This window comes from Massilia sp. CCM 8734 (assembly GCF_011682155.1).
GTDB lineage: Bacteria > Pseudomonadota > Gammaproteobacteria > Burkholderiales > Burkholderiaceae_D > Telluria_A > Telluria_A rubra.
Genome location: NZ_WHJI01000016.1, coordinates 64,883 through 88,269 on the forward strand (window position 1 = coordinate 64,883; position 23,387 = coordinate 88,269).

The 23,387-nt window shown below is 65.6% G+C and carries 17 protein-coding genes; 5 read left to right on the plus strand and 12 right to left on the minus strand.

From position 1 onward, the window contains the following. The first annotated feature begins 4 nt into the window (after nucleotides 1-4). From F2P46_RS16515 to F2P46_RS16525, 3 genes are read left to right on the plus strand one after another with little or no spacing between them, the layout of a single operon-like run. Nucleotides 5-2,329 (plus strand): DUF5682 family protein, encoded by a 2,325-nt coding sequence (locus tag F2P46_RS16515; protein WP_166891698.1) that lies wholly within the window; start codon nucleotides 5-7, stop codon nucleotides 2,327-2,329. Beyond that, entirely contained in the window at nucleotides 2,326-3,477 is a 1,152-nt protein-coding gene (locus F2P46_RS16520) for a VWA domain-containing protein (RefSeq protein ID WP_166891700.1), read from the plus strand. The genes F2P46_RS16515 and F2P46_RS16520 overlap by 4 nt, the downstream gene beginning before the upstream one ends. Continuing rightward, nucleotides 3,474-5,435, plus strand: coding sequence for an SWIM zinc finger family protein (locus F2P46_RS16525; RefSeq protein WP_166891702.1), 1,962 nt, complete (start codon nucleotides 3,474-3,476; stop codon nucleotides 5,433-5,435). Before F2P46_RS16520 ends, F2P46_RS16525 begins: the two co-directional genes overlap by 4 nt. Here F2P46_RS16525 and F2P46_RS16530 read toward each other — a convergent pair. The 6 genes from F2P46_RS16530 to accD form a co-directional block, all read right to left on the minus strand. Beyond that, nucleotides 5,432-6,673 (minus strand): cystathionine gamma-synthase family protein, encoded by a 1,242-nt coding sequence (locus tag F2P46_RS16530; RefSeq protein ID WP_166891704.1) that lies wholly within the window; start codon nucleotides 6,671-6,673, stop codon nucleotides 5,432-5,434. The genes F2P46_RS16525 and F2P46_RS16530 overlap by 4 nt on opposite strands. Nucleotides 6,674-6,676: 3 nt before the next feature. Continuing rightward, nucleotides 6,677-8,197 (minus strand): amidophosphoribosyltransferase, encoded by a 1,521-nt coding sequence (purF, locus tag F2P46_RS16535; RefSeq protein ID WP_166891707.1) that lies wholly within the window; start codon nucleotides 8,195-8,197, stop codon nucleotides 6,677-6,679. A gap of 35 nt (nucleotides 8,198-8,232) precedes the next feature. Beyond that, on the minus strand, nucleotides 8,233-8,718 hold the full coding sequence (locus F2P46_RS16540) for a CvpA family protein (protein ID WP_166891709.1): 486 nt from the start codon (nucleotides 8,716-8,718) through the stop codon (nucleotides 8,233-8,235). 25 nt (nucleotides 8,719-8,743) lie between these two features. After that, a complete protein-coding gene (locus F2P46_RS16545; protein WP_166891712.1) occupies nucleotides 8,744-9,811 on the minus strand; it encodes an SPOR domain-containing protein in 1,068 nt (355 codons plus the stop codon). A 10-nt stretch (nucleotides 9,812-9,821) separates the two neighbouring features. Beyond that, on the minus strand, nucleotides 9,822-11,120 hold the full coding sequence (gene folC, locus F2P46_RS16550; protein ID WP_166891715.1) for a bifunctional tetrahydrofolate synthase/dihydrofolate synthase: 1,299 nt from the start codon (nucleotides 11,118-11,120) through the stop codon (nucleotides 9,822-9,824). A 121-nt stretch (nucleotides 11,121-11,241) separates the two neighbouring features. Then, a complete protein-coding gene (gene accD, locus F2P46_RS16555; protein ID WP_166891718.1) occupies nucleotides 11,242-12,114 on the minus strand; it encodes an acetyl-CoA carboxylase, carboxyltransferase subunit beta in 873 nt (290 codons plus the stop codon). 185 nt (nucleotides 12,115-12,299) lie between these two features. Here accD and F2P46_RS16560 point away from each other — a divergent pair, with 185 nt between their 5' ends. After that, the gene (locus F2P46_RS16560; RefSeq protein ID WP_166891721.1) at nucleotides 12,300-12,521 is read left to right on the plus strand and encodes a TIGR02450 family Trp-rich protein; all 222 of its coding nucleotides are present in this window, start codon (nucleotides 12,300-12,302) and stop codon (nucleotides 12,519-12,521) included. 84 nt (nucleotides 12,522-12,605) lie between these two features. Here the strand turns inward: F2P46_RS16560 and F2P46_RS16565 are convergent, their stop codons facing one another. After that, nucleotides 12,606-15,143: a cellulose binding domain-containing protein gene (locus F2P46_RS16565; protein ID WP_166891724.1), complete on the minus strand. Its 2,538-nt coding sequence runs from the start codon at nucleotides 15,141-15,143 to the stop codon at nucleotides 12,606-12,608. A 348-nt stretch (nucleotides 15,144-15,491) separates the two neighbouring features. Here F2P46_RS16565 and F2P46_RS37695 point away from each other — a divergent pair, with 348 nt between their 5' ends. Beyond that, on the plus strand, nucleotides 15,492-16,316 hold the full coding sequence (locus F2P46_RS37695; RefSeq protein ID WP_229509324.1) for a PEP-CTERM sorting domain-containing protein: 825 nt from the start codon (nucleotides 15,492-15,494) through the stop codon (nucleotides 16,314-16,316). 86 nt (nucleotides 16,317-16,402) lie between these two features. Here the strand turns inward: F2P46_RS37695 and trpA are convergent, their stop codons facing one another. The 5 genes from trpA to F2P46_RS16595 form a co-directional block, all read right to left on the minus strand. Continuing rightward, a complete protein-coding gene (gene trpA, locus F2P46_RS16575) occupies nucleotides 16,403-17,200 on the minus strand; it encodes a tryptophan synthase subunit alpha (protein WP_166891727.1) in 798 nt (265 codons plus the stop codon). 50 nt (nucleotides 17,201-17,250) lie between these two features. Further along, nucleotides 17,251-18,498 (minus strand): tryptophan synthase subunit beta, encoded by a 1,248-nt coding sequence (gene trpB, locus F2P46_RS16580; protein WP_166891730.1) that lies wholly within the window; start codon nucleotides 18,496-18,498, stop codon nucleotides 17,251-17,253. Nucleotides 18,499-18,830: 332 nt separating this feature from the next. Beyond that, the gene (locus F2P46_RS16585) at nucleotides 18,831-19,493 is read right to left on the minus strand and encodes a phosphoribosylanthranilate isomerase (protein ID WP_166891733.1); all 663 of its coding nucleotides are present in this window, start codon (nucleotides 19,491-19,493) and stop codon (nucleotides 18,831-18,833) included. A gap of 8 nt (nucleotides 19,494-19,501) precedes the next feature. Then, nucleotides 19,502-20,299 (minus strand): tRNA pseudouridine(38-40) synthase TruA, encoded by a 798-nt coding sequence (truA, locus tag F2P46_RS16590; protein ID WP_166891736.1) that lies wholly within the window; start codon nucleotides 20,297-20,299, stop codon nucleotides 19,502-19,504. Between the two features lie 39 nt (nucleotides 20,300-20,338). Beyond that, a complete protein-coding gene (locus F2P46_RS16595; protein ID WP_166891738.1) occupies nucleotides 20,339-23,248 on the minus strand; it encodes a FimV/HubP family polar landmark protein in 2,910 nt (969 codons plus the stop codon). Between the last annotated feature and the right edge of the window lie 139 nt (nucleotides 23,249-23,387).

The following is a 23,387-nucleotide window of genomic DNA, read 5'->3' on the forward strand; positions in this document are numbered from 1 at the left end:
ACGCGTGCCTCAACGCGCGCCGCTGATCATCGGCGTGCGCCACTTCAGCCCCGCCTGCGCGCGCCTGGTGGTGCAGCGCATTGCCGAACTGCGTCCGCGCCACGTGCTGATCGAAGGCCCGGCCGACTTCAACACGCGCCTTGGCGAACTGGCGCTGCCGCACAAGCTGCCGCTGGCGATCTACAGCTATTTTTCGGCCGCCGACGACGCGATCGAGCGGCGCGCCTCGTGGTCGCCGTTCGCGCTGCATTCGCCAGAATGGCAAGCCATGCAGGCCGCGCGCGTCTGTGGCGCACAGTTGCGCTTCATCGACCTGCCGGCCTGGCACGACGCCTTTGCGCACATCATGAACCGCTACGATGACGACGCGCCGGACGCTGCCGAGGCCTACGAAGATGCATTGTGCCGCGCAATGGCGATCGACGGCCGCGACGCCCTGTGGGACCATCTGTTCGAAGCTGAGCTGGCCCCCGATGAACTGTCGGCCCGGCTCGATGCGCACTTCGCCAACCTGCGCGCGGGCGACCCCGGCTCGCCGGGCAACCAGGCGCGCGAGGCGATGATGGCGCGCCATGTCGCCTGGGCCATGCACCAGGACGACGGCCCGGTGCTGGTGGTCTGCGGCGGCTACCATGCGCCGGCACTGGCGGCGCTGTGGCGCACTATTCCGGCCGCCGACTGCGCCAGCGAGCCGGCCACGCCGCTGCCCCCCGACGCACCCGGCCTGCGCTACGGTTCCTACCTGGTGCCCTACCACTTCAAGCGCCTCGATGCCTACGACGGCTATGCCTCGGGCATGTCCTCGCCCGCCTGGTACGAATGGGCGTGGACACTCGGCCTGGCCGGCGCCGGCAAGGAACTGCTGCGCACCGTGCTGGCGCGCCTGCGCGCGAAAAAACTGCCCGCCTCCACCGCCGACGTGATTGCGATCCACAGCCGCGCAATGGGCCTGGCACGCATGCGCGCGCACCCGACGCCGCTGCGCAGCGACTGGCTCGATGCGCTGGCCGGCAGCCTGGTCAGCCAGGCGCTGGACGTGCCGCTGCCCTGGACTTACCGGGGCCGCGTGCGCGCGGGCACCGATGCGGCGCTGGTGGAAGTGATGGCGGTACTGGCCGACGACGCCGTCGGCGAACTGGCGCCCGGCACGCCGCAGCCGCCGCTGGTGGCCGCCGTCGACGTCGAACTGGCGGCGCTCGGCATCGTTATCCCAAGCCAGGTCACGATCGACCTGCTCGACCCGGCCCAGCGTCCGCGCAGCCGCGCCCTGCACCGCCTCGCCCTGCTCGACATTCCTGGCATCGTACGCACGGCCGGACCCAAGCTGGCGCTCGGGCGCGGCCAGCAAGAAACGTGGGACGTGCGCGCACCGCTCGAACAGCGCGCCGCGCTGATCGAAGCGGCCACCTACGGCGCCACCCTGCATGACGCGGCGCGCGCGCGCCTCGAAGAAATCCTGCGCCAGCGTCCCGCCGGCGGCAGCCGCATCGGCGCCATTACCGGCGCCCTGAATCGCGCCGCCTTCGCCGGCCTTGCCGATGTAAGCGAGCGCCTGCTCGATGAACTGCACGACGCCATCGGCCAGGAAGCGCACTTCGGCGAGCTCGGTACGCCGATGCAGGTGCTGTTTGCGCTGTACCGCCACGGCGACGCGCTCGGCGTGAGCGGCAGTGCGGTGCTGCAAACGGCCATCGGCGCCGCGTTCGACCGCGCCCTGTGGCTGGCGGAAGCGGCCGGTGGCGTGGCGCCGATGGAGCAGAATGCCCACATCGGCACCTACAGCGCCATCGCCATGCTGGTGCGCGAAGCACGTGCCGCCATGCTGCCGGGCGTCGAAGGCTTGCGCGCGCTGGCCGTGTGCCGGCGCGTCGCCGCCAGCATGGATGCGGCGCCGGTCAGCCGTGGCGCGGCGCTCGGCCTGGTGCTGGCCAGCGATGCCGACCCCGATGCCGGCGCCCTGGCCAGCGACCTGCTCGCGTCCCTGCCCCCTGCCTTGGTGGGCGACGCGCTGGCCGGCCTGCTGGCACTGGCGCGCCAGTCACTGTGCGACGACGCGCGCTTCGTCAAGGCGCTCGACGCGCTGGTGCGCGCGCTCGACGACGCCGATTTTGTGCTGGCGATGCCGGCGATGCGCGCCGCCTTTACCTGGCTGCCGACCCAGGAGCGCGGCGCGCTGGCCGTCGATGTGCTCAAGCTGAACGACGCCGGCCATCGCTCGCAGCGTTCGCTGACCGGCCCTCTCGCCGTGGCACCCGAGCTGCTGGCGCGGCACGATGCGCTCGAACGCGCCGCCACCTTGCGCCTGGCCATTTGGGGAATCGCACCATGAGCGGATCATTGACGCTGCCCGATCCGCTGGTGCGCTGGCGCCTGCTGCTGGGCGAAGCCGCCGAAAGCTGCATCCCTTGCCCGCCTGGAGCGGCCAGCGCCGCCGATGATGCCCTGGAGTGGCTCTACGGGCGCGACCCGGACCGCCTGGCGCGCGGCGAACGCCAGCAATCGCAGGACCGTACCGGCTCGCCGGACGGCGCGTCGGTACTGAGCACGCCCGACTGGATCAACGCCATCCACGAATTATTCCCGCAAGAGGTGATCGAGCGTCTCGAACGCGACGCGGTCGAGCGCTTCGGCATCGATGACGTGGTGACCAATCTGGAGGTGCTGGAACGGATCGAACCATCCGAAGCGCTGCTGCGCGCCGTGCTGCATACCAAGCACCTGATGAACCCCGAGGTGCTGTCGGCGGCGCGCCGCCTGGTGGCGGAAGTGGTGCGCCGCATCATGGAAAAACTGGCGACCGAAGTGCGCCAGGCGTTTGGGGGCAGCCGCGACCGGCGCCGCCCGGCGCGCATCGCGGCGGCCGCCAATTTCGATTTCAAGCGTACCGTTGTGAGCAACCTGAAACACTGGGACCCGGAGCGGCGCAAACTGTACATCAGGCGGCCGGCCTTTATCAGCCGCGTCAGGCGCCATGCCGAGCGCTGGGACATCATCCTGCTGATCGACCAGAGCGGCTCGATGGTCGATTCGGTGATCCACTCGGCGGTGATGGCGGCCTGCCTGTGGCAGCTGCCCGGCATGCGCACTTCGCTGATCGCCTTCGACACCGAGGTGGTGGATCTGACGGCCGATGTATCCGACCCGGTCGAACTGCTGATGAAAGTGCAGCTTGGCGGCGGCACCAATATCGCCGGCGCGGTGGCGTATGCGCAGTCGCTGGTAGTTAATCCGCAACGCACGGTGGTGGTGCTGGTCAGCGATTTTTACGAAGGTGGCCATGACACGGAACTGGTGCGGCGCGTGCAGGCGCTGGTGTCGGCCGGGGCCACCGTGCTGGGCCTGGCGGCGCTCGATTCGGCCGCCAATCCGAGTTACGACCGCGAGACGGCGGCGCGCCTGGTGCGCGTTGGCGCCCACATCGCCGCCATGACGCCGGGCCAGTTGGCCGCCTGGCTGGCGGAGAAAATAGCGCAATGAGCACCCGTACCGATTTGCTGGAACTGAGCGTGGACGCGCTGACCGCCCTGTCGAACGCGGGCTTTGTGAAGCGCGCGCAGAAAGATGTCTTCGAAGGCAAGCTGCCCGAGATCGAGCAGCAGCCCGACGGCGCCGTGCTGGCGCGCTACCCCGACGGCATCACCACCACCCTGCCCCCGGGCCTGCCGCTGCGCGAGGCGCGTTGCAGTTGCCCCGCCACGGGCCTGTGCCGGCACCGGGTGACCCTGGTGCTGGCTTATCAGTCGAAATACGCCGGCGGCGCCAGCGAGGCAGTCGCCGACGCCGTGCCGTGGTGCCCGTCGACCCTGGCCGGCGCGGTGGACCTGCTCCCGCGCGTGACGCTTGACCAGGCGCGCCGCATGGCCGGCGCACGCCCGGCGATCAGGCTCACGGCCGGGTCCACGCCGAATGCCCGCCTGCCGATGTGCGACGTGCGCTTTTTGTCGCGTACCAGCCTGGCGCTGGCGCGCTGCGATTGCAAGCAGGCCGAGAACTGCGCCCACATCGCGCTGGCCGTGTGGGCGTTTGCCCAGGGCGAGCGCCAGCAACCGGGCTTTTCCAGCATGACGGTGGAGCTGGACCTGGCCGCCGACGCGGCGCCAACGCCGGTGCAGGACGGCGCCAGCGCGGTCGAGGCGATCGTGGCGCTGGCCTCCCAGCTCTGGCTCGATGGCACCAGCCAGAATCCCCTGATCCTGGATACGCGCTTCGAAAAGGCGCTGCAGGAAGCCAGCCAGCTCGGATGGCGCTGGGTGGTCGAAGCACTGACCCAGCTACGCCAGGCCGTCGCCGGCCAGCACGCGCGCGCCAGCAATGCCGATCCGGCCACCCTGCTGCACCTGGTGTCGATGCTGATGGCGCGCCTTGGCGCGGCGCGTGCCCGCACCCCGCTGCCGGCCAGCCAGATCCTCGGCATGGGCGTTTCCGGCGAAGTGGCGCTCGACCACCTGCGCCTGGTGCCGATGGGTAGCCAGTGCTGGTCCGACGAGGCGGTCGACGGCGTGCGCATGATCTGGGCCGATCCCGACACCCTGGCCGTCACCGTCATGGAAAAAACCTGGCCGCGCGCCGACAGCGGCGCCACCCCGGTCGCCCTGCGCGACCGGCGCCTGGTCGGCATGCCGCTGCACCGGCTGGCGGCCAGCCAGATCATCACGCGCGCGGCCAAGCGGCGCGCCAACGGCTTGCTGACGGTCGGCACCGGCGCGACGCAGACGTCGGCGCTGCCGCTCTCCGGCGGCGCCTGGGACACGCTGGCAAGCCCGCTGCGCCAGCCGGACGTGGCCAGCCTGCGCGCGCACCTGCGCTCCCTGCCGCCCGATTTCGTGCGTCCGCTGCACGCGATCGAGCATGTGCATGTGGTGCCGGTGGCGGCGCTGGTCGACTGCCTGTGGGATGCCGCCAGCCAGACCTTGTGCGCACGCGTGCAGCTGGCCGCCGGGGATGACAATCTGTTGCTGTTGCGCCTGCGGCACGACGCCGCCACGCCGGGCGCCATCGATGCGCTGGCGCGCGCTCTGGCCGATGATCCGCTGGCGGTGGCGGGAAGCGTGTCGAGCGAGGCCGGGCAGCTCAGCATGACGCCGCTGGCGGTGTTGACGGCGCAAGGCTTGCAGGTGCCGCAACTGGCGGCGCAAGGCACGCCCGTGAACCTGGCGCGGGGCCAGGGCGACGACAAGAGCGCGCTGCACGCCTTATTGGAAGGGACGATGAACCTGCTGGCGCAAAGCCTGCGCCAGGGAGTGCGGCATCAGGGCGACGGCGCCGTGGCGCGCGCCACGGAACAGGCGTCAGCCCTGCGCGCGGCGGGCCTGGCGCGTTGCGCCGACGCCCTGGCCGCGGCAATGGAGAGCGTGAAAAGCAGCGACCCGACGATGCTGCCGGAGCGGCTGGCAGCGCTGTATGCGCTGCTGCACACCCTGGGGAATGAAAGCTAGCCGGCCAGCGCCGACTGAAAATCGTCGAGCAAGTCGGCAGTGTCTTCGATGCCGACCGACACCCGGATCAGCGATTCGGCAATACCCATGCTGGCGCGCCGCTCGGCGCCCATCTCGTAGAAGATGGTGTGCGAGACCGGAATGACCAGGGTGCGCGTATCGCCCAGGTTACTGGCCGAGATGCCGAGCTTGAGGCGATTGAGGTAGTCGAAGCAGTCGATGCCGTCTTTCAGTTCAAAGCTGAACAGCGAGCCATAGGCCTTGAACAGATCGGTCGCCAGCGCATGCTGCGGGTGCGAGGCCAGGCCGGGGTAGTACACCGCCACCACGCGCTCGTCGGCCTCTAACATGCGCGTGACCGCCAGCGCATTGCTTGATGCACGCTCCATGCGCAGCGCCAGCGTTTCGGCCCCCACCGCGATATGGTGCGCCGCTTCCGGCGCGAGCGAGGCCCCGAAGTCGCGCAGGGCCTTGGCGCGCAACTGCGCCATGCCCCACTGCGCCGGCGGGTTGCGCTTGTAGTTCGCCGCGATGTTCGGGAAAGCGCTCCAGTCGTACGCGCCGGTGTCGGTCAGGCTGCCGCCGAGCGCATTGCCGTGGCCTCCGATCGACTTGGTCAGCGCGTTCACCACCAGTCCCGCACCGACCGTTTTAGGCCGGAACAGGTAGGGCGAGGTCATGGTGTTATCGACCACGAACAAAATGCCGCGTTCCTTGCACAGCTGGCCGATGCGCGCCAGGTCCGCCACCTGCGTACGCGGGTTGGCGATGGTCTCTAAAAACACCAGGCGCGTGGCCGGCGTGAGCGCAGCTTCCACGTTGGCCACGTCGGTCGCGTCGGCGAACGCCACCTCCACGCCCTGCCCCGCGGCGGTTTGCCACAGGCTGTTGGTGTTCCCGAACAAGAACGACGACGACACGATATGGTCGCCGGCGCGCAGCAGCGCCTGGAACACCGCCCCGATGGCCCCCATGCCGGTCGCAAAACACAAGGTGGACACGCCGTCTTCCATCTTCGTGATCTTGTCTTCGAGCGCGGAGATGGTCGGATTGCCCTGGCGGCCGTAGCGAAAGCCCGCTTCCTTCCCCTGGAACACCGACGCCAGTTGGCGCGCGTCGTCGTAGCCGAAGGTGACCGAGGTGTGGATCGGCTTGTGCAGCGACCCATGCTCGATCGGCTTTTGCCGGTCGTTGTGCAGGATGGTCGTGGTGAAGCCGTAGCTTTTCTTCTCGCTCATCCGTTACTCGGCGTTCGCCAGGTTCAGGTTCAGCTGGGTGCGCGCCGCGTCTTCGGCCGGTGCGGCTTTCGGATTGTGGCGCGCAAATTCCAGCCGGTCCAGGTAGGCGGGCGTCACGTCGCCGGTCACGTACACGCCGTCGAAGCAGGACGCCTCGAAGCTGGTCAAGGCCGGATTGACGTCCGAGATCGCGCGCTTGAGCGCATCGACATCCTGGTAGACCAGGGCGTCGGCCGTGATCTCGCGGCAGACTTCCTCGGTGCTGCGGCCGTAGGCGATCAGTTCATCGCGGGTCGGCATGTCGATCCCGTACACGTTCGGGAACAGCACCGGCGGCGCGGCCGATGCGAAGAACACGTTGCGTGCCCCCGCTTCACGCGCCATCTGCACGATTTCCTGGCTGGTGGTGCCGCGCACGATGGAATCGTCGACCAGCAGCACGTTCTTGCCCTTGAATTCGGAACCGATGGCGTTGAGCTTCTGGCGTACCGACTTGCGGCGGATCGCCTGGCCCGGCATCAGGAAGGTGCGGCCGATGTAGCGGTTCTTGATGAAGCCTTCGCGGTACTCCACGCCCAGTTTGAGCGCCAGCTGGATCGCGGCCGGACGCGAGGAATCGGGAATCGGCATGACCACGTCGATCTCGCCCGACTTGAATTGCTGGCGTACTTTGTCGGCCAGGTACTCGCCCATTTTCAGGCGCGTGGCGTAGACCGAGGCGCCGTCGAGGATCGAATCCGGGCGGGCCAGGTACACGTACTCGAACGCGCATGGATTGAGCGACGGATTGTCGGCGCACTGGCGCTCGTGCAGCTTCATGTCCATGTCGATGAAAACCGCTTCGCCCGGCGCGATATCGCGCAGGAAGCGGAAGCCCATGCCTTCGAGCGCCACCGATTCGCTGGCGACCAGGTATTCGGTGCCGTTGTCGGTTTCGTTGGTGCCGATGCACAGCGGACGGATGCCGAACGGATCACGGAACGCCAGCAGACCATGGCCGGCGATCTGGGCGACGACGGCGTAAGCGCCGCGCACGCGTCGGTGCACCGCGGCCACCGCCTTGAAGATCGAATCGGGATCGAGCGTGAAGCCGGTGGTCGATTCCTGGATTTCATGCGCCAGCACGTTGAGCAGCACTTCCGAGTCGGAATCGGTGTTGATGTGGCGACGGTCGTTGCGGAACATCTCGGACTTGAGCTGTTCCTGGTTGGTCAGGTTGCCGTTGTGCGCGAGGGTGATGCCGAACGGCGCATTCACGTAGAACGGTTGCGCTTCTTCCTCGCTGGACGAACCGGCGGTCGGATAGCGGCAGTGGCCGATGCCCGAATTACCTTGCAACGAACGCATGTTCCGCGTGCGGAAAACGTCACGCACCAGGCCATTGGCCTTGTGCATGGAAAACATATTGGAATGACTGGTTGCGATCCCCGCCGCATCCTGACCGCGGTGCTGCAACAGCAGCAAAGCGTCATACAGCACTTGATTGACGGGGTTATTCGAGACGACGCCGACGATGCCACACATGAAGCGCTCCTAGAGACTACTGATTTTAAAAAATGTCAAAACTGTACATGCCGCGCCAACTCGGGCGGCAAAAATGTCTTTACCAAGCGCGCGCCCTGTTCCGCCATGGGGCTCGATAGCGCGCCGGTCCAGAATGCCTGCTTGGGCAGATCGGTCATGCCGCACAAGATCACGGCGGCCAGCACGATCACAATCCCGCGCGCGAGCCCGAACACGGCGCCCAGCAAGCGGTTCACCGGACTTAATCCGGTGGCCTTGACCATCAGGTCGACCGCCATCATGATCAGTCCCATCACGATGCGGGCGCCGAGGAACAGCGCCACGAAGGCCACCATCAGGCGCACCGTCTCGCCCGGAATCATGGACAACATCGGCGCGAGTTGGGCGCCGAAGGCGTTGGCGACGACGAAGGCCACCACCCAGCTGATCAACGACAGGATTTCCTTGACCAGGCCGCGCAGGATGCCGATGACGCATGATGGCACCAGGATTACCAGCACCACGTAATCGAACTCGGTCACCTTGCGTCCGCCCGCATCCGCGCCATCAGCCCGGAACCATGATGCCCGACAGTCCCATCTTGCTTAACTTGGCGCGCACTTTTTCGGCTTCATCTCTGTTGAACGGTCCCACCTGCACGCGAATCCGGTCGCCCGACTGGGTCGAGGTCTTGTGCGTGAACGAGCGGATGCCCGCGCCAGCCAGCTTGGCCTGCAATTCGTTGACTTTTTCCTGGGTGGCGAGCGCCGCAACCTGCACCACGAAGCGCTGGTTGTCGTCGGCCGCTTTCTCGGGCGCCTTGCCTTCGAGGATGGACATGGCGCGCTGGGCGTCCGGCACCGGCGGCTTGACGGCCGGCTTTTCCTTTTCCTCGACCTTGGGCGGCGCCTTGGCGACCGGTTTTTCAAGCGGCTTCTCGACGGCTTTTTCGACCGGTTTTTCGACGCGCTTGACCTCGGCGACTTTCGGCTCCGGCTTCGGTTCGGGCTTGGGCTCGACCTTCGGTTCGACTTTGTGCTCTACCTTATGCTCGGGTTTCGGCTTCTCGACCTTGGCGACGACTTTCGGCTCGGGCTTGATAACCGGCTTCGGTTCAGGCTTCGGTTCCGGCTTCGGTTCCGGCTTCGGTTCCGCCTTGACCACGGGCCTGGCCACTTCCTTTGCTTCCTTTGGGACGGGCCGCTCTTTCGGCAGCGTCACCAGCGGGGTCGGCGGCGGCTCGACGATTTCTTCGCGCTTGTCGAGCGCATCGGCGGCGGCCACGGCGCGCGGCTGGGCCTGCGGTGCGACCTTGTCTTTGGAAGGAATGCGGATATCGATATCGCCGGCCAGCGGCTTCGGTTCGGAGTCGAGCACCATCGGCAAGCCGACCGCCACGCCGAGCGCCAGCGCAACAGCGCCTACCAGGCGGCGGCGCGCGCGCTTCTTCTCGGGCAAAACAGGATCGGCGGCGGCGCGCGCTTCCTTGCTGCGGCGCGCTGCGGGTTCGTTGGCGCTGGATGCGCGTTTGGAACGGGCACGGGCGGCGACGGTGTCGTCGTCCGACTTGGAATAATAGCCACTATCTTCCGTGGATTCTTGCTTGTTTTTATTGAGGAACGAGAACAAGCCCATGCGTTTTTCTTCAGTGATGTGAGGATTTTCGGGCAGCCATCACACCGGCGACGGTGTAGAAGGAGCCAAAGACCACAATTCTATCATTCTCCCCGGCTCGACTCATTGCATTTGCAAAAGCTGCGGCCGGATCGGCGAAGGTATTGACGCTGCGCTCGCCCGGTTTGGCGTCACCAGGCGGCAGCGCCGCCAGGGTAGCGGCCAGTGTTTCCGGGTCGGCCGCGCGCGGCGATGGCAAGTTGGCAACGCACCAGTGGTCGACGTATTGGGCCATCGGGGCGATCACGCCGTCGATGTCCTTGTCCTGCATGATGCCGAACACGGCGTAGGTGTAGGGATGGAAGCCCATGTTGCCGAGGTTCTGGGCCAGCGCCGCCGCCGCGTGCGGGTTGTGGGCGACGTCGAGGATGACGGTCGGGCGTCCCGGCAGCACCTGGAAGCGCCCCGGCAGCTCGACCACCACCAGCCCGGTGCGCACTTCCTGGGCGCCTACCGGCAGCACCAGGCGCAGCACTTCGAGCGCGGCCAGCGCGGCCGCGGCGTTGAGCAGCTGGTTGGCGCCGCGCAGGCTCGGGTAGGCCAGCGAATTGCGGCGCTGTTCGCGCCCGCCGTAGTTCCACTGCTGCTTGTCGCCGGAATAATTGAAGTCGCGGCCCAGCAGCCACAGGTCGGCGCCGATCGCTTCGGCGTGCGCCACCAGCGACGCCGGCGGCACCGGGTCGCTGCAGATGGCCGCTTTACCGGGGCGGAAAATGCCGGCTTTCTCAAAGCCGATTTCGTCGCGCGTGGTGCCCAGGAAGTCGGTATGGTCGATATCGATCGAGGTGACGATGGCCACATCGGCGTCGATCACGTTGACCGCGTCCAGGCGCCCGCCCAGGCCCACTTCGAGGATGGCCACGTCGAGCTTCGAGCCGGCCAGCAGGTGCATGATGGCCAGGGTGGTGAATTCGAAGTACGTCAGGTCGGTCTCGCCGCGCTGCGCTTCGACCGCGTTGAAGCTGGCGATCAGGGCCTCGTCGGATGCCAGGTCGCCGTTGATGCGGGCGCGCTCGTTAAAGTCGAGGAAGTGCGGCTTGATGTACAGGCCCACCTTGTAGCCGGCGCGCAGCAGGATCGCTTCCAGCATCGAGCAGGTCGAGCCCTTGCCGTTGGTACCGGCCACCATGATGACCGGGCAGCTGAACGCGAGACCCATGCGCTGCTTGACCTGGCGCACACGGTCGAGACCCATGTTGATGTGGATTTCGGCGTGGCGCGATTCGAGCAGGGCCAGCCAGGCGGGCAAGGTGGTGGGGAGTGTGGACATGGAGTGAACCTGTAAAAACGGCGGCGGCTCATGGGAGCCGGGCAAGCCTGCCCGTCCGCCATGAACCGCGATGAAACGACTGGCGTGAGCCAGTCAGACTAGTCCCGGCCAGGAAAGGCGATCAAGCCAGGACTTCAACCGCCTGGTCTTGCAGCAGCGCCAGCAGGCGCGCGATTTCTTCGCGCATCTTGCGGCGGTCGACGATCATGTCGACAGCGCCCTTGGTGACCAGGAATTCGGCGCGCTGGAAGCCTTCAGGCAGCTTTTCGCGCACGGTGTTCTCGATCACGCGCGGGCCGGCAAAGCCGATCAGCGCCTTCGGTTCGGCGATGACCACGTCGCCCATGAAGGCGAACGAGGCCGACACGCCGCCCATGGTCGGGTCGGTCAGCACGCTGATGAACGGCAGCTTCTTCTCGGACAGCTTGGTCAGCATGGCGGTGGTTTTTGCCATTTGCATCAGCGACAGCAAACCCTCTTGCATGCGCGCGCCGCCGGTGGCGGTGATGCAGATGAACGGCACTTTTTGCTCGATCGCGATCTGGGCGCCGCGCACGAAGCGCTCGCCGACCACGGAACCCATGGAGCCGCCCATGAATTCGAATTCGAAGGCGGCCACGACCACCGGCAGGCTCATGATGGCGCCGCCCATGACGATCAGCGCATCGGTCTCGCCGGTCGCTTCCATCGCCGCTTTCAGGCGCTCAGGGTATTTTTTGCTGTCTTTGAACTTGAGCGTGTCGACCGGCAGGGTTTCCTGGCCGATTTCGTAGCGGCCGCCTTCGTCGAGCAAGCCGTCAAGGCGCTCGCGTGCGCGGATGCGCATGTGGTGGCTGCATTTCGGGCAGACGTGAAGATTCGATTCGAGGTCGGTACGGTACAAAACGGCTTCGCAGGAAGGGCACTTGACCCACAGGCCTTCGGGCATGGTCTTGCGCGCGGCAGCGTCGGAACGCTGGATTCGTGGGGGCAGTAGTTTCTCTAACCAACTCATACATTCTCCTTCTGCGGCATCTTAGTGGTCGGTAGTTTAGCCGGTAAGACACTGCTTGTCGAACACAACGGGATGGAAATTGCTTATCTGACATTGTTTTCACTACTGGTACTGCTGTTCGACGCGTAAGGTGTCGAAGGGTTCCCCGTGCGGCGCGAACTCATGCGATGCGCTATGCTCCGGGCATGAATCCCTTGCATCCTAAAAAATTACTGCTTTCGAAATGGACGGCTCTGGCCCCTGTCAACAAGGAGAAGCATTTTCTCGTGATCAAGGTGGTCGAGCCCGAGGCGCCGGGCGGCCCTGTGGAATGGGTCGATATCGATGCCGTGCACAGCCGGCAAACGCGGCGCATCGCATGGGAAACCCTGCGCGACGACACGCTGTGGTGCCAGGGCTGGGTATAGGAAGAAACAGCCGAATCATCGATCCGGCTGCGTTGCGGCGCTAGTGAGTATTCACATCGCACACGCGTGACCCGGAGTAAGCGCTTACTTTTTTGCCTTGGCACAGGCCGAACCGCCCAGCACCGGCACCTGGCTACCGGTGCTGCCGCTGGTCCCCTGGAAGCCGAACTCGACTGTCTGACCAGGCTGGATCACCGGGTTCCAGCCGACATTGCTCGCGGTGTACGGATTGCTGCCGCTCAAGACCGCATTCCACATACTCGCCACTTTCGAGCCATCCGAATAAGTCCAGCTCACGCTCCAGCCGTTCATGGCGGCGCTGCCGCGGTTGGTGATCTGCACTGCCCCGTTAAATCCCCCCGGCCATTGGCTGCGCACCTGGTAGACGCACTGACCCGTTGGCGTCGGCGTTGGCGGTGGTTCGACCGGTGGCGGTGGATCGACCGGCGGCGTGGTGGCGCCGCCAGGCACGCCCATGGCGATGCCGCGTCCGGCGGTACTCATATACACCACGCCGTAACGGTTCATGTCGCCGACGACAAACTGGCCGTTGGCCGGGCCGCCGTACTGGTGGGCATCGTCATTGACCCGTACCCAGGTCGCGCCGGCGTCGCTTGATCGGTGCACGCCCTTCACGCCGCCCACCGTACCCCATATATATACCGCCGGGAAGCTTGCGCCCGCAGCCGCGGCGCCGAAGCCGACCGCGCCCGCGTAGCTGACGCTGCCGATGCTGCTGAAAGTCGCGCCCGAATCGGTCGAGCGTGCAAGACCCGCGCCGTTCAAGGGCACCCACAGCTCGCCTTCGCGGTTCGGTACGGCGCGGATGACTTTCGAGCCGCCCGATTGCAAGCTCGCTTTTGGTGCGAAGGACACGCCGCCATCGGTACTGACGAACACGCGGCCATTGTCATACGCATAAAACTTGCGCGGGTTAACAGCGTCGGCCACCGGGCGGGCGCTGCTCGCGTTCAAGCCACTAACGCTGGTCCAACTGGCGCCGAAGTCGGTCGAGCGGTAGCTGGTGGCCGAATTGTCGGGGCTGTGCAGCAGCACGGCGCCGTCCGACGAGAGCGCGACCTGGCCATTCTTGCCGTTCATCACCGCACTTTTCTTCCAGGTGACGCCCGTGTCGGTCGAGTAATACATGCCCGGCGCATCGTTGCCGCCGGCACGCGCCAGTACCGAGGTCTTGCGCGCGGCGAAGTCGAGGCCGGTCGTGGTGCCCATCGACGGCGTGTGGATCGGCGCGTAGCGGGTGGTGTCGGTGTGGCGGAAGCCATCGTAGTCGCCAATGGCCGACACCAGCGGCCCGCCCGGAATGCTGACCAGGTTGAGCGGCACCGTTTCTTCCAGTCCGGCCACATTGAAGGTCCAGGTGGCCGGGGTGGCGTTGATGTTGGCCGTTTTAAAGATACCGTTACCGGACGATACCCACGCCGCCTTGGTATCGAATGGATCGAGCTCGACCGTTCCAGCCCAGTGGATCGCCTTGTCGCCGACCCAGGACACGCCCGCGCTATCCTTGGCGAAGCCGCGTGCGATCACGTCGGTCCAGCTGGCGCCGCCGTTGGTCGAGGTGTAGATGCGGTCGCCCCAGGCGTTGCCCTGCTGTTGGTAGGTGTTGACGGTCGAGGCCACCAGCTTGTTCGGATTATCGGGCGCCACGCTGATGCCGCTGAACGCCGAGCCCACACCGGCCGGCGTCACATTGGTCCAGGCGCCGGTGCCCACGTTGTATTTCCAGATCTGGCCGCGGTCCATCGGTTCCGGCTGCGCCCAGTGACCGTGCGGACCGGCGCCGTTGGCGTAGGTGACATACAGGTTGCCGTCGCTGGCGCGCGCCGCGCGTTGCGGCATCAGGTCGGTCGGGGCGCCGGCGACTGGCGCAAAGGTCTGGCCGCCATCGTTGCTGCGGTACAGGTTGGGGGCCACGTAGCCGAAGCGCGACACGCCGACCACGATGCGCTGGGCCGCGCCACCCACCACGCTGGACGGATCGAGCGCGACGAAGTTGATGCCGTTTTCGTTCGGCGTGGTGCTCACGTTCAGGCTGGACAGGCGGGCCCAGGTGGCGCCGCTGTCGGTGCTCTTGAACAGGCCGTTGGCGCGCGTGCCCACGTACAGGATGTTGCTCGAACCGGGATCGACCTGCAGGCGTTCGCCGGTCTGGCGGCCCATGCCGTTGCCGTGCGCCTTGAACAGCGCCGACACATCGGTCTTGATGAAGGTTTTGCCGTAATCCGAAGAACGCAGGATCATGGTCTTGCCGTTGTTGAAGTAGCTGATGCCGGCCAGCATGTACAGCTTGGCGGGATTTTTAGGGTCGAGCGCGATCGACTCCACGCCCAGCAGGCCCGTCTCCTCTTCCGACGCCCAGTCCAGCAGCGGCACCCAGCGCGCGCTAGTGCTGTCCCAGCGGTAGGCGCCGCCGACATCGGTGCGGGCGTAGGCCAGGCCCTTTTGCGTCTTGCTCGGGATCACCGCCGAGACGAAACCGCCGCCGCCCATGGAGACACTATTCCATTGGTAGGTTTCAGATGCGGCCGAGGCCGGTGCGGAAGCGGCGGCGCAGAGAGCGCACGCGGCTGCAATCGTCGAGAGTCGGTGCAAAAGGGTCATGGGATTCGCTTTTCTTGGTGGCGTTAAGGATGAAAACGTTTTCATATGTTCTCGGAGGCCATCCTATGCCCCGTATGTACGGGTGTCCAATCTTTATTTTGAAAGCATTCGACAAAACAATGGACGAATTAGCATGGTTTACAAGCAAAAAATACAGTCCATAAGCAAGAGATGATTGCGTGGAAAAAGGCGACGACCAAGGCGACCATCCGGGCACTTGCCTGTTCGCTTTTGCCTGCACGGCGCTCTGCCAGGTCTGACGCGGAAACGATCGACACGAAAGCAAAAAGAACACGTGCGCTGTGCTATCTCTTCGATTAAGATTGCATTTTTTTTAACGGAGAGTTCATGAACACCTACCGCACAGCTATCCTGTCGGCCGTTCTCAGTCTGGCCGCAGCTGCGCCCTCGTACGCCGCGACGACCGCAAGTGGCACGGTCAGCAATATCGGTTTCGAGCTGATCGATCTCGATCTGAACGACGGCATCACCCCTTCGCTCAATTTCAACGTCACCGGCGGCTATTATTTTGAAGATCCGTACACGGAGTTGAAGCTGGCCGACCAGCGCAGCGGCTACCACAACACGCAGCGGCAAAACGAGACAATGTCTGAACCGTACCAGCGCAGCGCATCGTATGCACCCTCCGCCGGCACGGCGCTGAACGCCTCGGCAAGCGTGACCGGCCGCTTGTTCGACGGCCTGGCGATGCAAGCGCAAGCCAGCAGCGCCGGTGGCGAGGCCGAGGCGAGCAGTCTGGCCACGTCGGGCCACGTTCATTTCATCCTGTCCCCTAACACCGCGGTGCGCATCACGGCCGACCTGTATGCAACTGCGGCGCGCGCCCCGGGCCTGATCGACGGCGGCTCGTATGCCGACGTGAATTTCCTGATTTTCCCGGACGTTCCCGAGTCGACCAGCTATCCCCGACCGGACGGGTTCTTCGCCGCCACCTACATGCCTGGCGAGAGCACCACCAGTCTGTTCCAGGCCACCCATGTGGACTATATGATCAACAACCGTTCGAGCGCCTCGATCACCAACATGATGACCTTCAGCGCGTTCGCCTCGGCCCAGACCCTGGCCACCTCGCCGGTGCCGGAACCAGCTACCTACGGGATGCTGCTGGCCGGCCTTGGGCTGCTGGCGGCAACGGCGCGCCGCCGCCGCTGACACCGGGCCCTGGCCGACCTGAAGCGGTTGCCTGAGGAAGCGGCTGCCAGGCCGCTAAAAAGCAGGCAGCGCGCTTCGGGCCGAAGTCAGCGATCGAGCGCGCTGCGGATGCCCGCGACGAAACGCTGCACGGCCTCCACGGCCTGCTCTTTCGGCGTGGCTTCGATCTCCTGGATGATGCGGCTGCCGATCACCACCGCATCGGCCACCTGGGCCACCGCTCTTGCAGTCTCGCCATCGCGAATCCCGAAGCCCACGCCGATCGGCAGCTTGACGTGCTCGCGAATCGGCGCCAGGCGGCGCGCCACGTCGTCGACGTCAATGTTGCCGGCGCCCGTCACCCCCTTGAGCGAGACGTAATAGCTGAACCCGCTGCCGAATTTGGCCACCTGCGCGATGCGCTCCGGGGTCGACGTCGGCGCCAGCAGGAAGATCAGATCGAGGTCGGAAGCGCGCATCGCCGTGGCGAATTCTTCGCACTCCTCGGGCGGATAATCGACCACGATGGCGCCGTCCGCGCCGGCTTCCTTGGCCCTGGCGATAAACGCATCGGGCCCGATCCGCTCGATCGGATTGGCATACCCCATCAGCACCACCGGCGTGCCCTGGTTGGTCTTGCGGAACTCGCGCACGTAGCCGAACACGTCACCGAGGCCGACGTTGAACTTGAGCGCGCGCTCGCAGGCGCGCTGGATCACCGGCCCTTCGGCCATTGGATCGGAAAACGGCACCCCCAGTTCGAGGATGTCGGCGCCGCCGGCAACCAGGGCGTGCATCAGCGGCACGGTCATCTCGGGGCCTGGGTCGCCGGCCGTGATAAAGGTGACGAGCGCGGTTTTTTTACTGGCCGCCAAAGCGGCAAAGGTTGGTGCGATTCTGGACATGGCGATGCTTTCTTGTAGGGTGGTCGAAAAGGTCGGATAGCAGCAAAAACTCAGCTGAAATCGAGCCCCATCCGCTCCGCCACGGTGTGCATGTCCTTGTCGCCGCGGCCCGACAGGTTCACCAGGATCAGCTGGTCCTTGGGCAAGGTCGCCGCCAGCTTGGCCGCATATGCCAGCGCGTGCGCCGATTCGAGCGCCGGGATGATGCCTTCGATATGGCAGCAGTCGTGGAACGCCTGCAGCGCTTCGTCGTCGGTCACCGACACATACTGCGCGCGCCCCAGGTCCTTCAACCACGCGTGCTCCGGTCCCACGCCCGGATAATCGAGGCCGGCCGACACCGAGTGCGTCTCGATGATCTGGCCATTTTCATCCTGCAGCAGGTAAGTGCGGTTGCCGTGCAAGACGCCCGGAATGCCGGCCGTGAGCGAGGCCGAATGCTTGCCCGAGTCGAGCCCTTCGCCGGCCGCTTCAACCCCGATCAACTTGACGTTCTTGTCGTCGATGTAAGGATAAAAAATCCCCATCGCGTTCGAGCCGCCGCCGATACAGGCCAGCACGTAGTCGGGCTGGCGTCCGGTCAGTTCCGGCATCTGCACCAGGCATTCCTCGCCGATCACCGACTGGAAGTCGCGCACCATCATCGGGTACGGGTGCGGGCCGGCCACCGTGCCGATGATGTAGAAGGTGTTTTCAATGTTGGTGACCCAGTCGCGCATGGCTTCGTTGAGCGCGTCCTTGAGCGTCTTCGAGCCTGATTCCACCGGCACCACGGTCGCGCCGAGGAGCTTCATGCGGTACACGTTCTGGGCCTGGCGCTTGACGTCTTCGCTGCCCATGTAGACCACGCATTCGAGGCCGAAACGGGCGCAGATGGTGGCCGTGGCCACGCCGTGCTGGCCAGCCCCGGTTTCGGCGATGATGCGCGGCTTGCCCATGCGCTTGGCCAGCAATGCCTGGCCGATGACGTTATTGATCTTGTGCGCGCCGGTGTGGTTCAAGTCTTCGCGCTTGAAGAAAATCTGCGCCCCGCCCTGCTGCTCGGACCAGCGCTTGGCGTGGTAGACCGGCGACGGACGGCCGACGAAGTGCTTGAGCTCATAGCGGAATTCGTCGAGAAATTCGGGATCGTGGCTGTATTTGGCGTAGGCTTCTTTCAGCTCGGCCAGTGCTTGGCTCAGCGTTTCGGCGACAAACGAACCGCCGTAGGGGCCGAAGTGGCCGCGCGCATCGGGCAGCTGGTAGTCGGTGGTCTGGAAAATCGGGGCTGCCGCAGCGCGCGCAGGTGCGTCTTTCATGGGGTACTCGCTTTCGAAGGTGATATCGGCTGACAGACCGCGGCGCAAAGGCGGCGGTCATGGCTGGTAAAACACGGGACGCAACTTGCCCCGCGTCAATCGCGTTTGGTACGCCCGAGCCACCACACAAAACGACCCGAGGCGCGCGTTCTTTTGGTATGAGAAACCATCGCAGCCTTTCCTGCACCACCGTGGAGGTCACGTGCTCCGGGGCAAAAGCCGGATGCGGGCGACGGGTGGTGCGGTATTGTTGAACGTATTCTAGCAAATTGGCGCCGCGTGTGGTGGCGCCCACGCATCAGGCGGGTAAGGCCCCTGCTTCAAGCCTGTTATCAGCCCTGTTCGTCGCCCATCCGCACGGCGGCCGTGAAGGCGTCGATTTTAGCGCCATCCTTGATGCCCTTGGCCTGTTCCACACCACTGCTGATATCGACCGCGTACGGGCGCACCTGGCGCACCGCGCCGGCCACCGTGTCGACCGCCAGGCCACCGCTCAAGACCACGCGCGGCGCCAGTTCGGGCGCAATGACTGCCCAGTCGAACACCTTCCCGGCGCCGCCGTAGGCGTCGACAAAGGTATCGAGCAGCAGGCTTGAAAACAGCGGGCTGGCGGCGCGGCACAGCGCTTCTTCGGCCAGCAGGTCGGCGCCGGTGGTCTCAGGGCGCACGCGGAACACGCGCATGAACGGCTTGCCCACGGCGGCGGCAATGGCCGCGCACTGTTCCACCGTTTCGTCGCCATGGAACTGCAATTGCGCGAACGGCGCCACGGCGGCCACCGCCCTCACCTCGTCGATGCTGGCGTTGACGAACAGCGCCACGGTGGAGACAAACGGCGGCACGGCGGACATCAAGGCGCCGGCGTGCGCCGCCGTCACGTAGCGCGGGCTTTTTGCGTAGAACACGAAGCCGAGTGCGTCCGCGCCCGCGGCGACCGCGGCCTGGACGTCCTGCGGGCGCGTGAGCCCGCAAATCTTGATGCGTGTGCGTTGCATGAGCGACCTCAGAACCAGGGCAGTGGACGGGCCGCCTCATGCGGCAAGTCCCATTTAGGATCGTAATCGATCTTGGCCAGGTACAGGCCATCGGGCATGAAGGTGGGCGCGGCGTCGTTGCGGTCGCGCCCTTCGAGCACATCGCGCATCCATGCTGGCGCGTGGCGGCCCTGGCCGACATAGATCAGGGAGCCGATCAGGTTGCGCACCATATGGTGCAGGAAGGCGCTGGCGCGCAGGGTGAACACGATGACTTCACCATGGCGCTCGATGTTTACCGCGTGCATCTGCTTGACCGGCGACTTGGCCTGGCACTGCGAGGAACGGAAGGCGGAAAAATCGTGCGTGCCGACCAGGCATTGCGCGGCGGCGCGCATCAGGTCCACATCGAGCGGGCGAAACACCCAGCCGGCACGGCCCACCAGCAGCGGCGAGCGGATCGGATTATTGTACAGGACGTAGTGATAGGTGCGCGCAAAGGCGGCGAAGCGGGCGTGGAATTCCTGCCCCGGATGCTCGGGCACTTCGGTGGCCCAACGCACGGCAATCGCGTCGGGCAAAAAGGCGTTCACGCCGCGCACCCAGGACTGCATGCCGCGCGAAAGGTCGGTGTCGAAGTGGACCACCTGCTCGAGCGCGTGCACGCCGGTATCGGTACGGCCGGCGCAGGTGGTACCGAGCTCGACGCGCGCGAATTTTTCGAGCGCGATTTCGAGCCGGTCCTGCACCGTGTTGCGCTCTGGCTGCTTCTGGTAGCCGTTGAAGGCGGTACCGTCGTACTGGACTCCCAGTGCTATTCGCTTCAATCTAAGTCCAGTAACAGCCGTGGTTCATCAAGACAGCGATTATGCCAGTTTGATACGCATGTCGTTCGCCTTCGCCACCTGGGCGGCACTACCGCCTTTGATGACTTCGTCGAGCAGTTCGCGCGCACCTTCCTTGTCGCCGATCTCCTGATAGGCGATGGCCAGGTCAAGCTTGGTCTCCATCTCCATCTGGACCGGCGTCAGTTCGCCCGCTGGTGCATTGCCGGCGCTGCCGATATCGTCGAAGTCAGGCAGTGCGGTCGCTTCGGCGCTGGCGTTGGCCGGCAGGTCGAGGTCAAGCGAATGCATGTCGAAGTCCGGCGCGGCTTCGGCCCTGGTAGCCCGGTCGGCCGCAAAAGGATCGCCGTTGGCCAGGCTTGGCGCAGCGCCAGGCGTGTCCTGCGGCAACTCGAAGTTCATGCCATCGAGGTCGAAATCATCGGCCGCCGGCTTGGACTGGCTGACCGTGCTGGCCGCCGGTGCGCTGGTCGATGGCGCATTGAAGTCCATGTTGAAGTCCATGTCCGGCGTTTGTTCCTTGACCAGGTCGACGCGGGCCGGGGCTGCCGTCGGCGTGTCGAACGACAGGTGATGCTCGTCCAGCACTTCCGCCGCCGGCGTGGCCGCTGGCGCGGTATTGGTCACTGGCTCGAAGCTCAGGCCACCGAGGTCGAAGTCGAGCGTGTGCTCTTCTTGCGCCTTGGCCACTGGCGCGGCAGCGACGACTGGCGCCGGGGTCACGGTGTCGTCCTTGCCCAGGTCGAGGTCGAGGTCCATCAGTGCGCTGTGCGGACCGTTGTCGATCGCCGAGGCGTCGAACTGGTCGGCCAGGACCACTGGCTGGCCCGCATCGCCGGCCGGCGCGTTGCTGCCGGCGCTGGCGTACAGCGGATTCATGGCGTCGATCGACAGGCCCAGTGCGGCAGCTTGCGCCCACTCGTCGCCCTGGCCCTTGGTCATGCCATACAGTTCGCTGGCCTGGCTTTCGAATGCGCGCTGGTCCTTGCGGGCAGCGTAGATTTCGAGCAGTTTCAGACGGACCGGGTAGCGGTCGGGATGGGTGCGCAGCGCTTCCTTGAGGATCTCTTCAGCCTGGGCGTCGCGGCCGTAGGCGATGTAGACGTCGGCTTCGGCGACCGGATCGACTTCATTGGTGTCGAGCTGGCTGGCCGATGGGGCGAAGCTGGAGTTGAACACGCTGTTGTTGGTGTCGACGCTCTGGCCGCCGGTTTCGGCGAACAGGGAGTGCGCCTGGTCGGTCGGCGCGCCGAGGATAGACGGCTCCGACGGATTGCGCTCGACCTGCTTGCGCTCGCGCCATTTCGACAGGCCGAACAGGCCCGCGAGCAGGGCGACGATGACAGCGCCAACGAGGACGATGTTCTCCATCAGCATATCGAAGAAGCTTGGATCGTCCGGCGGCGGCGCCGGCTTGACGACCGGCTTGGCGACCGGCGCAACCGGGGCGACTGCCGGCGGCGTGTCGGCCGCCACCGGCGGGGTGACCGCGGGCGTGCTGGCTACTGGCGTGCTGGCCACGGGTGGCGTGACCGCTGGCACCGGCGCCGCTGGCGGCGTGACGACCGCTGGCGGCGTGGCGACCGCTGGCGGGGTGACCGGCGGCTTGGTGCTGACCGCTTCGGTGATCGACGGTTTTGGCGCAACAGCCGGCGTAGCCGGAACAGCCGGGGTAGTGGCGGCGGCGCCGTTCTTGCTCTTGACGGTCACGATCTTTTCGAGGTCGCCAACGTTCTTTTCAAGTTCCTTGACGCGCTTGGTCGCTTCGGCCATGGCGCGCTCTTTGGCGATCTTGTCTTCCGGCGTGAGCACGCCGGTTTTGCCGGCGGCGGCGTCGGCCGGGCCGGTCGCTTTCGACAGCTTGAGCTGGTCTTTCGATTCGTTGGCGGCGGTCGGGCGCTCGGCCACCTTGGCGGTGATCTTGCCGGTCGCGCTCTGGGTCTTTTCAGCTTGCTTGTCGGCGGCGCCGCTGGCGACCTGGCCGGCCAGCTTGTTGCGGTAGGCGTTGAAGTCGGCGGCATGGGCCACCACGACACCACGCGCTTCGCCGTCCGAACCCTTGATCGCGGCCGCTTCCGGCACCGACAGGATCTGGCCCGATTTCAGGCGGTTCATATTACTGCCTGCAAACGCGTCCGGATTGGCGCGGTACAGTGCGACCAGCATCATGTCGAGCGAAATATCGGCCGGCTTGATCTGCGCTGCGATCTTGCCCAGCGTGTCGCCGCGCTTGACCTGGTATTCGCTGTCGCCCGCATTCTTGCCGGCGCCGCCGCCTGCACGGCGCGGCTCCTGCGATTTTGGCTCGGCCGGGGCGGCGTCGGCTTTTTGCTCCGCCTTGGCGTCTGCCTTGGCATCCGCCTTGGCGGCGGCTGCGGAAGCGGCGGCTGCGGCTTTGGCGGCAGCCTTGTCGGCCTTGGAATTCGGTTTGGCGCCAGTGGCGCGGCTACCCTGCGAGAGCACGTCGACCGGCGCGGATACTTGCGCGGTCTGGGTCGAGCGCATTTCGACAGGATCGAGCAGGAAGGTGTATTCGCGCACCAGGCGGCCCGACGAACCCCAGCTCAATTCGAGCAGCATGTCGACGAACGGTTCGTTAACCGGCTGCGACGAGGTGACTTTGATGAACTGGCGCCCGCCACGCTGCTCGACGCTGAAACGCAGCGACAGCAAGGCGGGATTGAAATCGATATTGGCTTGACGGAAGGCTTCCGCCGGGGCCAGCTTGGCGACCAAACCGCTCGCTTCATCATTGGCAACCGAGGTCAGTTCGATCTCTGCGTTCAGGGGTTGGCCAAGCGCGGACAGGACGGTCAGTTTACCGAGACCCGCCGCGTATGCTGAGGAAGAAAGAAACACAGCACTGGCGACCGCGCCTGTGAGGGTTTTCAACGCGAACGAAGTGAGCTTGGAGCGAGTGTTTAAATGCATAGTTGGCGGCATCTTGAGTTGACGGGGGAGAAGGCTGGTTTCCCGGAGGTCTCAACATATCATCATGCTCTAGAGCATGCAAGTTTTTGGAGCAACTATGTAGGGAAGCTGCTCACTAAATACGCAATTTCGCGCTTTC

Bases quoted from the DNA above. Each gene is read 5' to 3' on its own strand.
- F2P46_RS16545 (WP_166891712.1), bottom strand. From the start codon at position 9,811: ATGGGCTTGTTCTCGTTCCTCAATAAAAACAAGCAAGAATCCACGGAA.
- trpB (WP_166891730.1), bottom strand. From the start codon at position 18,498: ATGAAAGACGCACCTGCGCGCGCTGCGGCAGCCCCGATTTTCCAGACC.
- F2P46_RS16560 (WP_166891721.1), top strand. From the start codon at position 12,300: ATGAATCCCTTGCATCCTAAAAAATTACTGCTTTCGAAATGGACGGCT.
- F2P46_RS16530 (WP_166891704.1), bottom strand. From the start codon at position 6,673: ATGAGCGAGAAGAAAAGCTACGGCTTCACCACGACCATCCTGCACAAC.
- folC (WP_166891715.1), bottom strand. From the start codon at position 11,120: ATGTCCACACTCCCCACCACCTTGCCCGCCTGGCTGGCCCTGCTCGAA.
- F2P46_RS16565 (WP_166891724.1), bottom strand. From the start codon at position 15,143: ATGACCCTTTTGCACCGACTCTCGACGATTGCAGCCGCGTGCGCTCTC.
- F2P46_RS16525 (WP_166891702.1), top strand. From the start codon at position 3,474: ATGAGCACCCGTACCGATTTGCTGGAACTGAGCGTGGACGCGCTGACC.
- F2P46_RS16520 (WP_166891700.1), top strand. From the start codon at position 2,326: ATGAGCGGATCATTGACGCTGCCCGATCCGCTGGTGCGCTGGCGCCTG.
- F2P46_RS16595 (WP_166891738.1), bottom strand. From the start codon at position 23,248: ATGCATTTAAACACTCGCTCCAAGCTCACTTCGTTCGCGTTGAAAACC.
- trpA (WP_166891727.1), bottom strand. From the start codon at position 17,200: ATGTCCAGAATCGCACCAACCTTTGCCGCTTTGGCGGCCAGTAAAAAA.
- accD (WP_166891718.1), bottom strand. From the start codon at position 12,114: ATGAGTTGGTTAGAGAAACTACTGCCCCCACGAATCCAGCGTTCCGAC.
- purF (WP_166891707.1), bottom strand. From the start codon at position 8,197: ATGTGTGGCATCGTCGGCGTCGTCTCGAATAACCCCGTCAATCAAGTG.
- F2P46_RS37695 (WP_229509324.1), top strand. From the start codon at position 15,492: ATGAACACCTACCGCACAGCTATCCTGTCGGCCGTTCTCAGTCTGGCC.
- F2P46_RS16585 (WP_166891733.1), bottom strand. From the start codon at position 19,493: ATGCAACGCACACGCATCAAGATTTGCGGGCTCACGCGCCCGCAGGAC.